Raw genomic sequence first — 15428 nt, 5'->3', positions numbered from 1 at the left:
GAAGCCCACCGGCACACGTACCCGCTGCGACTCCGGTCAGTCACCCACGGCCTTGAACAGGGCGGCGACCTCCGCGTTGGTCAACCGCCGGATCCGCCCGGTGCGCAGGTCACCGAGCTTGATCGGACCGATCGAGGTACGCACCAGCCGGGACACCGGGTGCCCGACCTCGGCCAGCAGCCGCCGGACGATGTGCTTGCGCCCCTCGTGCAGGCTCAGCTCCACCTGGGCGGTTTTACCCAGGGTGTCCACCACCTTGAACGAGTCGACCTTCACCGGCCCGTCCTCCAGCTCGACCCCGGCCAGCAGCCGCTTGCCGAGGTTACGCGGGATCGGCCCGGCCACCTCGGCCAGGTAGGTCTTGAGCACCTGGTACGACGGGTGCATCAGCTTGTGGGTGAGGGTCCCGTCGTTGGTGAGCAGCAGCAGGCCCTCACTGTCGGCGTCGAGCCGCCCGACGTGGTAGACCCGCTGCTCGACCCGGTTGCCGATGAACTCGGCCAACTCGTTGCGGCCCTTGTTGTCCGACATGGTGGTGACCACCCCGCGCGGCTTGTTCATCGCCACGTAGACCAGGCGGTTGTCGGCCTGGAGGCGTTCCCCGTCGACGTGGATCACGGCGGTGGCGGGGTCGACCTTGTCGCCGAGGTGGGCGACCCGGCCGTCCACGGTCACCCGACGCCGGAAGATCAGATCTTCGCAGGCGCGTCGGGACCCGACACCGGCGGCGGCGAGCACCTTCTGGAGGCGTTCGGCACCTTCGTACACGGGGGCGTCGGGCTTGGGGGAACGGTCATCGCGTGGCATCGGCAAGCTCTTCTACGTCGTCGGGGAGGAACGGGGCGAGCGGGGGCAGGTCGGCGACCGAGTCCAGGCCCAGCTTCTCCAGGAACATCGTGGTGGTCCGGTAGAGGAACGCCCCACTGTCCGGTTCGGCGCCGCACTCCTCGACCAACCCTCGGGAGACCAGGGTACGGAGCACCCCGTCGCAGTTGACACCCCGGATGGCCGAGACCCGACCCCGGGTCACCGGTTGCTTGTAGGCGATCACCGCGAGCGTCTCCAGCGCGGCCTGGGTCAACCGTACCGACTGCCCGTCCAGGACGAACCGCTCGACGTGGGCCGCGTATTCCGGCCGGGTGTAGAGCCGCCAGCCCCCGGCCGCCCGGCGCAGTTCGAAGCCGTGCCCGGCGGCGGTGTAGCCGGCGGCGATGTCGTCGAGCACCGGCCCGATCCGCTCCGGGGACTGTTCCAGCACCTGGGCGAGTACCAGTTCGCTGACCGGCTCGTCGACCACGAGCAGGATGGCTTCCAGGGCGCCGCGCAGCTCCGCGTCGTCGAGTTCGGGTGCCGGTGGCGGCGTGACGGTCACCCGCCGCCGGCCCGCCGGCCGCCGCTTCGGCACGCCCACCGGGTCCCGCTCCCCCGCCGCGGCGGCGTCCGGGCCCGAGCCGACACCAGCCCCGACCGCACCGACCCCACCCGCACCGGTCCCGTCCGTTGTCGCCGGCTCAGCCGGGGCTCCGGGAACAGCCGGCTCAGCCGGGGCTCCGGGAACAGCCGGCTCAGCCGGGGCTCCGGGAACAGCCGGCTCAGCCGGGGCTCCGGGAACAGCCGGCTCACCAGCGGCTCCCGGACCCGTTTGGGCGGTGGGGCCTGCGGACACCGCCTCCGTCGGCGGAGCACCCGGATCGGCGGGTGGTGCCGTGTCCGCCTCGCCGTCGGGGCCGGTCGGGGCGGGCGCGGGCTGCTGCCGGGCGGTGGGGCGCTCCCACGGGGGGATCCAGGCCGCGGCCTGATCGGCCAGGGAGTCCTGGCGCTCCTCGTCGCTCATCGCGTCTCCTGCGTCGTCGCGGCTTCGCCCGCCGGGCCGGCGGACCCCGGGCCGGCGGACCCCGGGCCGGCGGACCCCGGGCCGGCGGACCCCGGGCCGGCGGACCCCGGGCCGGCGGACCCCGGGCCGGCGGACCCCGGGCCGGCGGACCCCGGGCCGGCGGACCCCGGGCCGGCGGACCCCGGGCCGGCGGACCCCGGATCGGCGGGGCCGTCCGGGGCAGCCGCCGGGGCGGCGGGTCCGCCCGGGGCGGGACCAGTGTCGTCGGCGTCGGCGGGGGTGCCGGCGTACTCGTCGACGTGCAGATCGGCGTCACCGTCGGCGGGGCCGGTCCAGCGTACGGTCAGCTCCTCCAGGGCCTCCTCCTGCACGAAGGCCACCAGTCCCTCCCGGTACAGCTCCAGCAGGGCCAGGAAGCGGGCCACCACCTCCAGGGTGATCTCGCAGTCCGCGCAGAGCAGGGTGAAGGTGGCGATGCCGGCCCGGCGCAGCCGTTCGGCCAGGATCGTCGCGTGCTCCCGGACGCTGACCCGGACCAGGTGCACGTGCGCGATGGACACCTCGGGCACCGGCTTCGGGGTCATCGCCCGCACCGCCAGCCGCAGCAGCCGCTCCGGGCCGACGCCGAGCACCAGGTCGGGCAGGGCGTCGGCGTAGCGGGCCTCCAGGGTGACCGCGCGGGGGTAGCGTCGCCCGCCGACCGCCTCCAGTTCGGCGATGTGCGCCGCCGCCTCCTTGTACGCCTTGTACTGCAACAGCCGGGCGAAGAGCAGGTCCCGCGCCTCCAGCAGGGCGAGGTCCTCCTCGTCCTCCACCTCGGCCGAGGGCAGCAGCCGGGCCGCCTTCAGGTCGAGCAGGGTGGCGGCGATGAGTAGGAACTCGCTGGTCTCGTCGAGGTCCCACTCGTCGCCCATGGCGCGGATGTAGGCGATGAACTCGTCGGTGACGGTGTGCAGGGCCACCTCGGTGACGTCCAGCTTGTGCTTGCTGATCAGTTGCAGCAGCAGGTCGAACGGGCCGGTGAAGTTCGCCAGCCGGACGGTGAAGCCGGCGCTCTGCCCGGCCTGCGGCACCCCCGCCGGGTCGGTCGCCAGGTCGGCGGCGACCTCGGCAGCCAGCACGGGCGGCTGCTGCGGGGTCGTCGGCGGATCCAGCGGTGGCGCGGTCACCGGACGACCGTAGTCCACGTCTCGGACGTCGTCGCCGTCCGGGACGCCCGAGGGTGCACCCCGACCTACCGGTCGGCCTGGGCCGCGATCACCTCACGGGCCAACTGCCGGTAGTTGCGGGCCCCCGAGGAGGCCGGGTCGAGCGTCGTGATCGGGGCACCGGCCACCGTGGACTCGGGGAACTTCACCGTCTTGGTGATGACGGTCTGGTAGACCTTGTCGCCGAACGCCTCGACCACCCGCTGGAGCACCTGCCGGCAGTGGGTGGTGCGGCTGTCGTACATGGTGGCGAGGATGCCTTCGAGTTCCAGGTCGAAGTTGAGCCGCTCACGCACCTTGTCGATGGTGTCCAACAGCAGCGCCACCCCGCGCAGGCTGAAGAACTCGCATTCGAGCGGGATGAGCACACCGTGCGCGACGGTCAGCGCGTTGATCGCCAGCAGACCCAGCGAGGGCTGGCAGTCGATCAGGATGTAGTCGTACTCCTTGCGCACGTTGCGTAGCACCCGGGCCAGGGCCATCTCCCGGGCGACCTCGTTGACCAGCTGTATCTCGGCGGCGGAGAGGTCGATGTTGGCGGGCAGGATGTGCAGGCCGGCCACGTCCGTCTTGATCAGGACGTCCTCGGCCATGACGTCGTCCTGCATGAGCAGGTTGTAGACCGACAGGTCGAGGTTGTGCGGGTTGACGCCGAGACCCACCGACAGCGCGCCCTGCGGGTCGAAGTCGACAAGCAGCACCTTGCGGCCGTACTCGGCCAGGGCAGCACCCAGGTTGATGGTGGTGGTGGTCTTGCCCACCCCACCCTTCTGGTTGGCCATCGCGATGATCCGGGCCGGGCCGTGCCGGTCGGTGGGCATCGGCTCGGGGATAGGCTTGCGCATCGTGTAGGCGGCCGGGTCGGCCGGGCCCAGGTCGGCGCCGAGTGACGCCTGCTGCTCACGGAGCTCCGACGTCCAGGCGTCGGCACGATCACCGTTGCCAGCCATGTCCTCGTTGCCCCCTCCCGACGACCACCCGGCATCGGAGCTGTCCGACGTCCTTCGCGGCGCCGCTGCGCACCCCGGTTGTCGTGCCAGGAGGTCCGCGCCGATGCCGACTCTACGCCACCGACGACCAGCGCGTTCGGCACCGGTCCGGCGTGTCGGGCATAGCGGCCGGTCAGCGGCCCGACGGCGGGTTCGCGTCCCGGGCCCGGGGGTGCGTGGTGGCGTACACCTCGCGCAGCCGTTGCACCGTGACCAACGTGTACACCTGGGTGGTGGTCACCGAGGCGTGGCCGAGCAGTTCCTGCACCACCCGCACGTCCGCGCCGCCGTCGAGCAGGTGGGTGGCGTAGGAGTGGCGCAGGGTGTGCGGGGAGACCGCGTGCGGTCCGTCCACCGGCAGCCCGGCCCGCCCGGCAGCCCGCCGCAGCACCGTCCACGCGCCCTGCCGGGTCAACGCCCCGCCCCGGGCGTTGACGAAGACCGCCGGGGTGCCCCGACCGGGGGCGACCAGGCCCGGCCGGGCCCGCACCAGGTAGGCCCGCAGCGCCTCGACGGCGTACCCGCCGATCGGCACCAGCCGGGTCCGGCCGCCCTTGCCGCGCAGCAGGGCGGTGCCCTCGTCGACGTCCAGGTCGTCGACGGCGGCACCGACCGCCTCGGAGATCCGCGCGCCGGTGCCGTACAGGAACTCCAGCAGCGCCCGGTCACGCAGGGCCAGCGCCGCCCCGTCGCCGGTGGCGGTGACCGGGCCGGCGGTCTCCAGCAGCCGGGCCACGTCGTCGACCGGCAGCGCCCGGGGCAACCGGCGGGCCGCGGGCGGCGGGCGGACGTCCCGGCTGGGGTCCGCCCCGGCCAACCCCTCCCGGACGGCGAAGCGGTGCAGCCCGCGCACGGCGGAGGCGCCCGCGCCGCCGAGGTCACCGCCAGCGGCGGGTGGTCGTCGTCGCCGGCGCGCAGCCGGGCCAGGTGCGCCTCGACCTGCCCGGTGCCGACCGACGCCAGGTCGGTCACCCCGGCGGCGGCCAGGGTGCCCAGGTAACGCTCCAGATCCCGACGGTACGAGGTGAGGGTGTTCGCCGACAGGCCGCGCTCCACGGTGAGGTGGTCGAGATAGCCGCGCACCACCCGACGCAGGGCCGGCGCGGGTTCCGCACCCGCCCCGGCCCCGTCGGGTGCCGTCCCACGCACCCCTCGCCCGGCCGCGCGGGACACGCCGCCGGGTGCCGGGTCGTGCGGCTCCTCGGTCAGGCCAGCACCTCGGCCAGCGGGAGGGTGGCCATGCCGTGCGCCTCGGCGACCGGGCCGTAGACCACCTGACCGTCGTGGGTGTTCAGGCCCGACGCCAGGGCGGGGTCACGGCGCAGCGCGTCACGCCAGCCCCGGTCGGCCAACTCCAGGGCGTACGGCAGGGTGACGTTGGTCAGCGCGTACGTGCTGGTGTGCGGCACCGCGCCGGGCATGTTCGCCACGCAGTAGAAGATCGAGTCGTGCACCTGGTAGGTCGGTTCGGCGTGCGTGGTCGGGCGGGAGTCCTCGAAGCAGCCACCCTGATCGATGGAGATGTCGACCAGCACGCTGCCCGGCTTCATCCGGGACACCAGCTCGTTGGAGATCAACGTGGGGGCCTTCGCGCCCGGGACGAGGACCGCGCCGATGACCAGGTCCGCGTCGAGCACCGCCCGCTCGATCTCGTACGCGTTGGAGGCGACCGTCTGCAGGTGGCCCCGGTAGATGGCGTCGGCCTGCCGCAACCGGGCCACGTTCATGTCCAGCAGCAGCACCTCGGCCTGTAGGCCCAGCGCGATGGCGGCGGCGTTCATGCCGGACACGCCCGCGCCGACGACCACGGTCTTCGCCGCGTACACCCCGGAGACGCCACCCATCAGGATGCCCCGGCCGCCGCCCTGCCGCTGGAGGTGGTACGCGCCGACCTGCGGGGCGAGCCGACCGGCCACCTCGGACATCGGGGCGAGCAGCGGCAGCGACCGGTCGGGCAGCTCGACGGTCTCGTACGCGATGCCGGTGACCTGCCGGTCGACCAGCGCGTCGGTGCACTCCTTGGAGGCGGCCAGGTGCAGGTAGGTGAAGAGCACCTGCCCGGCGCGCATCCGGTGGTACTCCTCGGCGATCGGTTCCTTGACCTTGAGCACCAGCTCGGCGGTGTCCCACACCTCGTCGGCCGTGCCGAGGATGGTGGCCCCGGCGGCGACGAACTCGTCGTCGGTGAGGCTGGAGCCGACACCGGCGCCGGCCTCGACGAAGACCTGGTGACCGTGACGGACGAACTCGTTGACGCCTGCCGGCGTGATCGCCACCCGGTACTCGTGGTTCTTGACCTCGCGGGGGATTCCGACCTTCACGTGAGACACCCTTCTCCGGGGTGCCGCACCCCGGACTGCGCGGTGCCCCGCCGGCTCCGTTGCCGACGCGGTTCACCGGTCCCGCCGGCGGCAGTCTAGGCGGGCCGTCCTCCTGCGACGGACGGCACAGTGACAACCGGTGCCCGGTCCACCTGACGGTGTGTCAGGCATACCGCGCGGGCCTGCCGTTCGGCGTACCCCCCATCGTCGCACCGCGCGGCCCCGCCCGCCGGACGGGAACGCCGGCGGACGCACCGTGTCCCGTCGGCGCGACGCACCGCGCCGGTGGGGTGCACGCCCGCCGGCCGGCCCCGCGCCGGCCGGCGGCAGGGACGGCGCAGGGCCGCGCGGCGTACCGCGGCGGCCCCTGTCGGCGTACCGGATCAGCGGTGCAGGGGGGTGTCGGCCCGGCGCAGCACCGACCAGCCGGCGTCGCGGGCCCGGGCGGCGGCCAGCAGCCCGGCCACGCACGGCCCGTTGGTGACCTCCCCGGCCAGCACCATGCCGACCGCCTCGTCCAGGTCGATCCGGACGATCTGCAGGTCGGCCTCCTCGTCGTGCCGCTCGTGCCGCTGACCGACGGGCACCTCGGCCAGCTCCCGGGCGAGGAACACCCGGACCACCTCGTCGGAGAAACCGGGCGAGGTGTGCACGTCGACCAGCAGGTCCCACCGGGCAGCGGTCAGGTCGGCCTCCTCGGCCAACTCCCGGCCGGCGGCCACCGCGAGGTCCTCCCCCGCGACGTCCATCAGGCCGGCGGGCAGCTCCCACAGGTGCCGCCCGACCGGCTGCCGGTACTGCCGCACCAGCACCACCTGACCGGCGTCGTCGAGGGCGACCACGGCGACCGCGCCGACGTGCCGGGCGTAGTCGCGGGTGGCGGTGCCCCCACCGGGCATGGTCACCTCGTCGGTGACCACGGTGAAGATCCGACCGGCGTACCGCTGCACCCGGGAACGCAGCTCGTAGCGGTGCTCGACGGCGCTCACGACGCGGACGACGCCGTCGCCGACGCGCCGTTGCGGGCCGCGTTCTTCGGCGTCGGCGCACCCTTCTTCGCCGGCTCGTTCTTCGCCGGCTCGCTCTTCGCCGCCCCGGCCACCGCGTCGAGGTCCACCGGCAACTGGTCGGCCTGCGAGTACGCCACGGCCGCCTTGACGAACCCGGCGAACAGCGGGTGCGGGCGGGTCGGACGGCTCTTCAGCTCCGGGTGCGCCTGGGTGGCCACGAAGAACGGGTGCAGGCTGCGGTCCAACTCGACGAACTCGACCAGCCGGCCGTCCGGGGACGTGCCGGAGATGTGCAGGCCCGCCGTGGTGAGCTGGTCCCGGTAGGCGTTGTTGACCTCGTAACGGTGCCGGTGCCGTTCGCTGATCTCGGTGGCGCCGTACGCCTCGGCGACGATCGACCCCTCCGCCAGCGTCGCCGGGTACGCCCCGAGCCGCATCGTGCCGCCCAGGTCACCCCGACCGGCGACGATGTCCTCCTGGTCGGCCATGGTGGCGATGACCGGGTGCTTGGCCTCCTCGTCGAATTCGAGGGAGTTCGCCGCGTCGAGGCCGGCCAGGTGACGGGCCACCTCGATGGTCATGCACTGCAGGCCGAGGCAGAGCCCGAGCAGCGGCACCCCGTTCTCCCGGGCGTACCGGGCGGTCCCGATCTTGCCTTCGATGCCGCGGACACCGAACCCGCCAGGGATGACGATGCCGTCCACGCCGGACAGGGCCGACGCCGCGCCGGCCGGGGTGACGCAGTCGTCGCTGGGCACCCAGCGCAGCTGCACCCGGGCCCGGTGGCCGAACCCGGCGGCCCGGATCGCCTCACTGACCGACAGGTAGGCGTCGGGCAGGTCGACGTACTTGCCGACGACCGCCACGGTGACCGTGTGGTGCGGCTGGTGCACCCGCTCCAGCAGGTCGTCCCACCGGGTCCAGTCGACGTCGCGGAAGGACAGGCCGAGCCGGCGCACCACGTACGCGTCGAGCCCCTCGCGGTGCAGCACCTTGGGGATGTCGTAGATGCTCGGCGCGTCCGGGGCGGCGACGACCGCCTCGGCGTCCACGTCGCAGTAGAGGGAGAGCTTCTGCTTCAGTTTCTCCGGGATCTCCCGGTCGCAGCGCAGCACGATGGCGTCGGGCTGGATGCCGATGTTGCGCAGCTGCGCCACCGAGTGCTGGGTCGGCTTGGTCTTCAGCTCCCCCGACGGGGCCAGGTAGGGCACCAGCGAGACGTGCAGGTAGAAGCAGTTGTCCCGGCCCAGGTCGTGCCGTACCTGCCGGATCGCCTCCAGGAACGGCAGCGACTCGATGTCGCCGACGGTGCCACCGACCTCGGTGATCACCACGTCGGGGATCTGGCCGTCGGCGTCCGGGTCGGCCATGCCGACGATCCGGGCCTTGATCTCGTTGGTGATGTGCGGGATGACCTGGACGGTGTCGCCGAGGTATTCGCCGCGCCGCTCCTTGGCGATCACGTCGGAGTAGATCTGGCCGGTGGTGACGTTGGCCTTGCCCGACAGGTCCCGGTCGAGGAAGCGCTCGTAGTGCCCGACGTCGAGGTCGGTCTCCGCGCCGTCCTCGGTGATGAAGACCTCACCGTGCTGGAACGGGTTCATCGTCCCCGGGTCGACGTTGAGGTAGGGGTCGAGCTTCTGCATCACCACCCGCAGCCCGCGTGCGGTGAGCAGATTGCCGAGGCTGGAGGCGGTGAGGCCCTTACCGAGCGAGGAGGCGACGCCCCCGGTGACGAAGATGTGCCGGGTCGTGCGTGCTGAAGGGGCCAAGGCCTGCTCCCGTGTCGTCCGTAGCGGTCATGCGAACCGCCGTGCCGATCAAGTGATCACGCGATCCACGGGATTCCACGGTAACACCTCCCCCGGGGCCACCTGGCGTCGCACCCGACCTCGGGCTATCCCGCCCCGGCGGCGGACCGGCCGGCCGCCGCCGAGGTCCGGGCCGGACCCACCGCACCGGGGGTACGCGCCGTCGGCACCGTCGCCGCGTCCCGCCCCACCGGTCGGGTGCCGGAGGTGTCGTCCGGTGCGTCGGCGTCACCGTCGCGCGGACCGTCCGCCCCGGCACCGCCGGGCGGCGTCACCGCTGCGGTGGGCAGGTCCTTGCCGTCCCCTCGCGGGCCGCCGCCTCCCCGCCGTCGTCGGGCCGCCCACCGTCGGGGGTGCCGCCGGTCGGGGCCGCACCGGGTGGGCCGTCCGGGCCGGGGTGACCCGTGCCGGGCAGGGTGCGGTCGGTCGAGTGGTCGAGCACCCGCAGCGAGGCCAGCGCCGCCATCGGCACCACCAGCGCCGCCGCCGCCCCGGCCACGTCCAGCGCGGCACCCCCCAGCAGCCCGGCGATGACCGCCGCCAGGGCCGTACCGGCCAGCGCCGCCCGGATCGCCGGGTAGATGCCGAACAACCGCATCAGCCCACCCCAGGGCTGGAGCAGCGCGAACCAGACCAGCAGCAGACCGACCACCGCCAGCACCGTCAACGGGCTGTTCACCAACGTCTGGAAGTTCGCCGTGCTCGACCGGTGCACGGTCAACCCGCCGGTGCCCTCACCCAACGCGGTCAGGAACCGGCCCAACGCGCCCCGCTCCTCCACCGGCCGACGCAGGTCCACCACCGCGAAGCCGATGGTCAACGCCAACCCGGCCATGGTGGCCCAGACCAGCCGGCTGACGGTCAGCCAGCCGCCGGTGCTGATCGCGGCGGCCACCGCCACCCCGGCGGTCAACGCGATCGCGCCGATGGAGTCCGCACCCAGGTAGGGGCTGCCGATCACCACCACGGCCGACCCGCCCACCGCGACCACCACCATCGGCCGCCACTGCCGGCGGACCCGCTGGGCGAGCCAACCGGCGCTGAGCAACGAACCGGCGAGGAACACCCCCAGGCCCACGGTGCCGAGGCCGGAGAACCGGCCGCCCTCCAGCGCGGAGTAGCCGACCACCCCGTTGAGCTGCAACCGGGCCCCGCTGAGCACGTCCGCGCCGACCACCAGGGTGGCCAGGCCGGCGACCGCGCCGAGCGGGCCGAGAGTGCGGTCGTGGCCGGGGGCGAACCGGACCAGGGCGGTGCCGCCGACGATCAACGCGACCGTCACCAGCGCGAAGTAGCCGCCGGCGTGGTCGCCCCGCCACCAGGGCACCGCGTCGGCGAGCAACGCCGCGGGCACCGCCAGGGCGACGGCGATCAGCAGCAACTCCACGGTCGCCACGATCCGGCGGGACACCGGCGGCGGGCTGTGCGGGCCGGCGAGGCGGCGGGCCCGGCGCAGCAGCGGCAGCACCGCGACGGCCAGCACGACCTGGGCGGCGGCGAGCAGGGCGAAGAACCAGCCGGCCACGGCCCGCTGGGCGGCGGCCTCCCGGTCGGCGTCGGCCGGCGCGCTGATCGCGGCGGCCAGGTCGTCGGGGCGACCGTCGACCTTCACCGCGGGACGGCCGAGGAAGAGCCGCTCCGGCATCGGCCGGCCCAGCGCGACCAGCGCGGTCGGCGCCAGGTCGACCAGTTGCAGGTAACCCTCCCGGCCGGTGCTGGCGGAGGTGAGCCAGCCGTTCTCCCAGCCCGGGCCGTCGGCGACGACGACGTGCAGCCGGGCCGGCGTCTCGGTGTCGGACACCCCGGCGACCAGCACCAGCGACCGTTGCGGCCGGGCGGCGAGCACCTTCGCCAACGCCTCGTCGGCACGCCGGGCGTCCGCCCGCCGGTCCGCCGGGTCGGTGCCGCTGACCGTGCCCAGGTCGACGATGCTCAGCACGCAGGAGCCGAGCAGCCCGGCCGGGTCGGCCGGCAGTCCCGGGGCGTACCGGTCGACGCGGCCGAAGGGACGGGCGGCGGCGACGGCGGCACCCGGGCCGACCGCCACCGAGCAGCGCACCGACTCCGACAGCGAACCGGGCACCGCGCCCCAGGGTTGCCGGTCGGCGTTGTAGGCGACCACGCTCTCCTGGTTGGGGAGGTTCGCGCCGATGCCGTCGGGCTGCTCGACGGTCACCGCGGCGGGCGGGCAGCCGCCGGGCTGCCGGCTGCCGTTCCAGCCGGCGTAGCTGCCCGCGCCGAGGGTGAGCCAGCCGTCCACCGGGCAGGTCGGGCGGTGCGCGGAGCGGGTCGACAGCGAACCGATGGACCCCTGCTGGGCCATCCGCCACAGCGTCGGGGTGCTCTGCGGGTCGACGTCGGACCAGCGCAGCCCGGCCACCCCGGCGAGGACCACGAAGTCGGCGGTGCGTCGGGGTGGGCTGCTTTCGGGGCGGGCGGCCAACGCGGTGACGCCGAGCGCCACCACGATCAGGGTGAGCAGGACCGGGGTGAATCGGCGCAGCATCAGGCGCGTCCCGTCGAGGGGGTGTCGGTGCCGGGGACCGCCGACCCGGTGCGGCCGGGCCGACCGTCGGCGTCGAGTTCGGTGTAGAGGTCCCGCAGCGCGGCGACGGTGTCGGCCTCGGTGGGCCAGCCGGCCGCCCGGACGGCCCCCCGGTGGGCCAGGTCGGCGCGCAGGTCCGGGTCGTCCAGCAGCGACCGCACGGCGGCGTCCACCGCGTCGACGTCGCCGGCCGGCACCAGCAGCGCGCCGTCGCCGACCAGCTCGGGCAGCCCACCGACGGCGGTCGCCACCAGTGGCACGCCGGCGCGCAGCGCCTCCTGGGCGAACAGTTGCCGCGCCTCCCAGTCGCTGGTCACCACAGCCAGGTCGGCCCCGGCGAGCAGGTCAGCCACGTCGGTACGGTGTCCGAGCAGGGTCACCGGGGCCCGGGCGGCGGAGATCCGGGCGGCCAGCGGCAGGTAGGCCGGGCCGCTGCCGGCGATCACCACCACCGGTGGCGGGATGCGGGTACGCCACCGCGCGGCGGCGTCGACGAGCACGTCGTAGCGTTTCTGCGGGTGCAGCCGGCCGACGGAGAGCACCAGCGGCTGCCCGGCGGTGACACCGAACTCGGCACGGACGGCGGCGCGGCGGCGACGCGGGGCGGGCAGGGCCGGCGCGGCGACCGGGGCGAGCCGGGCGTCGGTGGCGCCCAGCGCGGCGGCCCGGTCCACCAGGTCCGCCGAAGCCCCCAGGGCGACCCGGGCGGACCGCGCGACCATCCGTTCGGCGAGCCGGGACAACCGCCCGCGTAGCCCACCGGCGAGCACCGCGTTGTGCCAGGTGACCACGAGTGGTACGGCGGGCCGGGCGAGCGCCGCGACGAGCCCGGCGCGCAACCCGTGGGCGTGCACCACCCGGACGTCGGTGTCGGCCAGCGCCCGGCGCAGCGCGGTGACCGCCCGGGCGTCGGCGGGGGTCGGGTTGGCCGAGATCTCCACCGGGGTGAACCGGGCCCCGGTGGCGGCGAAGTCGAACTGCTCGCCGGTGGCGGCCGGGCCGCAGACCAGCACCGGCTGGCCGGCCTCGACGAGCCCCCGGGCCACCGAGCGGACGTGTTGACCCACCCCGCCGGTGCTGGAGGCGAGCAGCAGCACCACCGTGCCCCGGGGTTCGGGGGCGGACGTCGCGTCGGTCATGGGGAGAGGGTCTCCTTCCCGTCACCGGCGTCGCGGGCGACGCCGTCCTGCGGGTCACCCGCCGGTCGCCGGCCACCCAGCTGGCGTCGTACGCCGGTGAGCAGCGGCCCGACGTCCCGCCGGTCCACCAGCCAGGCGACGGCGAGGAACAGCACGCCGACCACGGCCCCGGACAGCATGCCCTGCACGAGTGCCCCGGCTGTCGTCGGGGTGCCGCCGCCGGCGAGCAGGCGGGCGGTGAGCAGACCGGCCGGGGCGGCCAGCAGCGCGGCCAGCAGGCCGGCGGTGGCGGCCCGACCGGCACCGGCGAGGGCGGCCCGACCGGCGGCCCGGGACACCGCGCCGACCAGCAGCGCCCCGAGGACCAGCATGCCGACGGAGTTCGCCAGGGTGACGGCCAGCACCCGGTCGGCGCGCGGCAGCAGCGCCGCGAGTGGCATGGCGACCAGGGGCACCAGCAGCCAGCCGGTGGTGATGGCGGCGGTGGCCACCCGGGTGGCCCCCCGGGCGTAGAGGGCCCTCGACAGCACCGCGAACAGGCCGTAGCCGACCAGTCCGGGGGCGAACCCGACGATCGCGGCGGCGGTGGGTTCCGCGCCGAGCGGGAAGAACCGGCCGACCGGTTCGGCGGTGCCGACCAGGGCCGCCGCGCCGAGGAAGCTGAACAGCAGCACCCCCCGGGTGGTCGCGGCGACCGTCGTCCGGTAGCCCTGCTCGTCGCCGGTCGCGGCGGCGGCGGACAGGCCGGGGTACGCGGCGACCGCCAGCGGCACCGCGAGCACCGCCCAGGGCAGCAGGTACATGGTCTGGGCGAGGTTGTAGACCTGCGGGGAGCCGGTGGGGCCGCCGGAGACCCGGTTGAGGATGACCACCAGGGCGAGTTGTTGGGCGGTGACAGTGACCGCCCCGGCGACGGCGAGCCCACCGACCCGGGCCCGCGCGTCGGCGGGGAACGTGTAGCCGGGCCGCCAGGTCAGCCCGAGCCGGCGCAGCGGGACCAACAGCGACAGCGACAACACCACCACCCCGACGGTGGTGCCGCCGGAGAGGATCAGCTCACCGGCCCGGCTGACCTGCGCGATGCTCGCGTCCCGGCCCTGGGTGACGCCGAAGACGACGTAGACCCCGACGACGGTGAGACTGGACAGCAGCGGCGCGACGACCGGCCAGGCGAACCGGCGGTGCGCCTGGAGCACCCCGGTGAGCACGATGCCGATGCCGTAGAGCGGCAGTTGCGGGGCGAACACCCGCAGCATCCGTGCCCCGGCGGCCAGCTCCGCCGGGGACCGCCCGTCGGAGATCACCGCCACGATCGGGTCGGCGAACACCGCCACCAGCGCCGCCAACGGCACCAGCAGGGTCACCGTCCAGGTCAGCAACGCGCCGGTGGTGGCGGCCACCGCCCGCCGGTCACCCGCCGCGACCGGCCCCGCCAGCAGCGGTACGACCAGACTGGCCAGCGCCCCACCGGCGACGATCTCGAAGATGATGTTGGGGACGGTGTTGGCGATCACGTACATGCCGCCGAGGTCGCTGTCCTGGACGACCCAGGTGAAAACGGCGGTACGGCCGAAGCCGGCGAGCCGGGCCAGCACGGTGAGCACGGCGATGAGTGCGGCGGCGCCGGCCACCCGACCGACGCCGGCGAGGGGTGCCGGTCTGGTCACGTCAGTCGGATCGCCGGCCCAGCGCGTCGAGTTCCCGCAGCACCGGGGTGCGCTGGATGACCGCCGTGAAGCTGACCTTCTCACTTGCCGCGGTGAGGCCGGCGAGGACCGCGAGCAGACCGGCCCGGCCGAGCGGGCCGGTGCGGGCGGCCAGGGCCACCCCGAGCAGCGCGCCGAGCGCGTTGGCTCCGCTGTCGCCGATCATCACCCGCTCACCGAGGTCCTCGTCGAGCAGCCCGGCGGCGGCGCCGACCGCACCGGCGGCGATCCCGGCGTGCGGGCCACCGGCCAGCGGCACGCCGAGCAGCACCCCGGACTTCAACGCCCGGCCGGGACGCAGGTCCAGCAGGTTGAGCAGGTTGGCGGTGCCGGCGACCACGCCCGCACCGAGCAGCACGTCGACGGTGCGGCCGAGTGCGCCGTGACGCTGCCGGCGGGGGTGCGCGGCGACCTTCGGATCGGCGGCGAGCAGCACGGCCGCGGCGAGCCCGGCCGCACCCACCCCGGCGACCTTGACCATGCCGGCGGTGACCCGGCCGGCCCGCAGTGCGGCGAGGTGACCGGCGAAACCCTTGGCGGCCTTCTGCTCCGGGCGGGCACCCACCACGTCGTCGTAGAGCCCGACGGCGCCCGCGCCGAGGCCGGCGACGAGCACCGCCGCGCCAGCCGGGACGCTGGCCGCGCCGAGCGCCCCGCGCCGGACGCCCCGACGGCCAGCGCCGGTCCGGCGGCGAGGCTGACGGTACGGCCCCGGAAGTTGGTCCGCTCCAGCGCCGGACCCGCCGGGGAGGTACGGGCCTCCCGCAGCGCGTACCGGGCGGCGGCGGCTCCGGCGGCGGCGGCGAGCAGCCGCCCGATCCCGCTCACGCGGCACCGCCGGACGGGGCGGGCGGGTGGTAACCGG

9 protein-coding genes and 3 pseudogenes are annotated in these 15428 nt (G+C 74.9%); all 12 read right to left on the bottom strand.

The window, feature by feature from the left end; translation table 11 throughout:
- Positions 1–36: 36 nt before the first annotated feature.
- The 12 genes and pseudogenes from ACQP2H_RS11415 to ACQP2H_RS11360 all read right to left on the bottom strand — a co-directional run bounded on the left by ACQP2H_RS11415 (position 37) and on the right by ACQP2H_RS11360 (position 15391).
- Positions 37–807 (bottom strand): pseudouridine synthase, encoded by a 771-nt coding sequence (locus tag ACQP2H_RS11415; RefSeq protein ID WP_208566872.1) that lies wholly within the window; start codon positions 805–807, stop codon positions 37–39.
- Positions 794–1834, bottom strand: coding sequence for an SMC-Scp complex subunit ScpB (gene scpB / locus ACQP2H_RS11410; RefSeq protein ID WP_357538425.1), 1041 nt, complete (start codon positions 1832–1834; stop codon positions 794–796). The genes ACQP2H_RS11415 and scpB overlap by 14 nt, the downstream gene beginning before the upstream one ends.
- Complete coding sequence (locus tag ACQP2H_RS11405) at positions 1831–3003, bottom strand: segregation/condensation protein A (RefSeq protein WP_433232594.1); 1173 nt, start codon at positions 3001–3003, stop codon at positions 1831–1833. Before ACQP2H_RS11405 ends, scpB begins: the two co-directional genes overlap by 4 nt.
- A gap of 65 nt (positions 3004–3068) precedes the next feature.
- Entirely contained in the window at positions 3069–3992 is a 924-nt protein-coding gene (locus ACQP2H_RS11400) for a ParA family protein (RefSeq protein WP_067315071.1), read from the bottom strand.
- A 172-nt stretch (positions 3993–4164) separates the two neighbouring features.
- Positions 4165–5180: pseudogene (locus tag ACQP2H_RS11395) on the bottom strand (site-specific tyrosine recombinase XerD).
- Positions 5181–5236: 56 nt separating this feature from the next.
- The gene (ald, locus tag ACQP2H_RS11390) at positions 5237–6352 is read right to left on the bottom strand and encodes an alanine dehydrogenase (RefSeq protein ID WP_208566868.1); all 1116 of its coding nucleotides are present in this window, start codon (positions 6350–6352) and stop codon (positions 5237–5239) included.
- Positions 6353–6735: 383 nt separating this feature from the next.
- Positions 6736–7341: an NUDIX domain-containing protein gene (locus tag ACQP2H_RS11385; protein WP_208566867.1), complete on the bottom strand. Its 606-nt coding sequence runs from the start codon at positions 7339–7341 to the stop codon at positions 6736–6738.
- Positions 7338–9134 carry a CTP synthase gene (locus ACQP2H_RS11380; RefSeq protein ID WP_357538420.1) on the bottom strand — a complete coding sequence of 599 codons (1797 nt, stop codon included), beginning with the start codon at positions 9132–9134 and terminating at the stop codon, positions 7338–7340. The genes ACQP2H_RS11385 and ACQP2H_RS11380 overlap by 4 nt, the downstream gene beginning before the upstream one ends.
- A 125-nt stretch (positions 9135–9259) precedes the next feature.
- Positions 9260–11679: pseudogene (locus ACQP2H_RS11375) on the bottom strand (hypothetical protein).
- Positions 11679–12857, bottom strand: a complete 1179-nt coding sequence (locus ACQP2H_RS11370) for a glycosyltransferase family 4 protein (RefSeq protein ID WP_433232589.1) — start codon at positions 12855–12857, stop codon at positions 11679–11681. Before ACQP2H_RS11370 ends, ACQP2H_RS11375 begins: the two are co-directional and overlap by 1 nt.
- Positions 12854–14524, bottom strand: a complete 1671-nt coding sequence (gene murJ / locus ACQP2H_RS11365) for a murein biosynthesis integral membrane protein MurJ (protein ID WP_433232586.1) — start codon at positions 14522–14524, stop codon at positions 12854–12856. The genes ACQP2H_RS11370 and murJ overlap by 4 nt, the downstream gene beginning before the upstream one ends.
- A gap of 1 nt (position 14525) precedes the next feature.
- Positions 14526–15391, bottom strand: a pseudogene (locus tag ACQP2H_RS11360) (hypothetical protein).
- Between the last annotated feature and the right edge of the window lie 37 nt (positions 15392–15428).

Source organism: Micromonospora sp. CA-248260, assembly GCF_050942205.1.
GTDB classification, from domain to species: domain Bacteria; phylum Actinomycetota; class Actinomycetes; order Mycobacteriales; family Micromonosporaceae; genus Micromonospora; species Micromonospora antibiotica.
Note: the sequence above shows the minus strand (reverse complement) of the source record. Positions and strands in the feature narration are given on the sequence as shown.

Coding starts and splice junctions, on each gene's coding strand:
- ACQP2H_RS11415 (WP_208566872.1), bottom strand. CDS start 807: ATGCCACGCGATGACCGTTCCCCCAAGCCCGACGCCCCCGTGTACGAA.
- scpB (WP_357538425.1), bottom strand. CDS start 1,834: ATGAGCGACGAGGAGCGCCAGGACTCCCTGGCCGATCAGGCCGCGGCC.
- ACQP2H_RS11400 (WP_067315071.1), bottom strand. CDS start 3,992: ATGGCTGGCAACGGTGATCGTGCCGACGCCTGGACGTCGGAGCTCCGT.
- ACQP2H_RS11370 (WP_433232589.1), bottom strand. CDS start 12,857: ATGACCGACGCGACGTCCGCCCCCGAACCCCGGGGCACGGTGGTGCTG.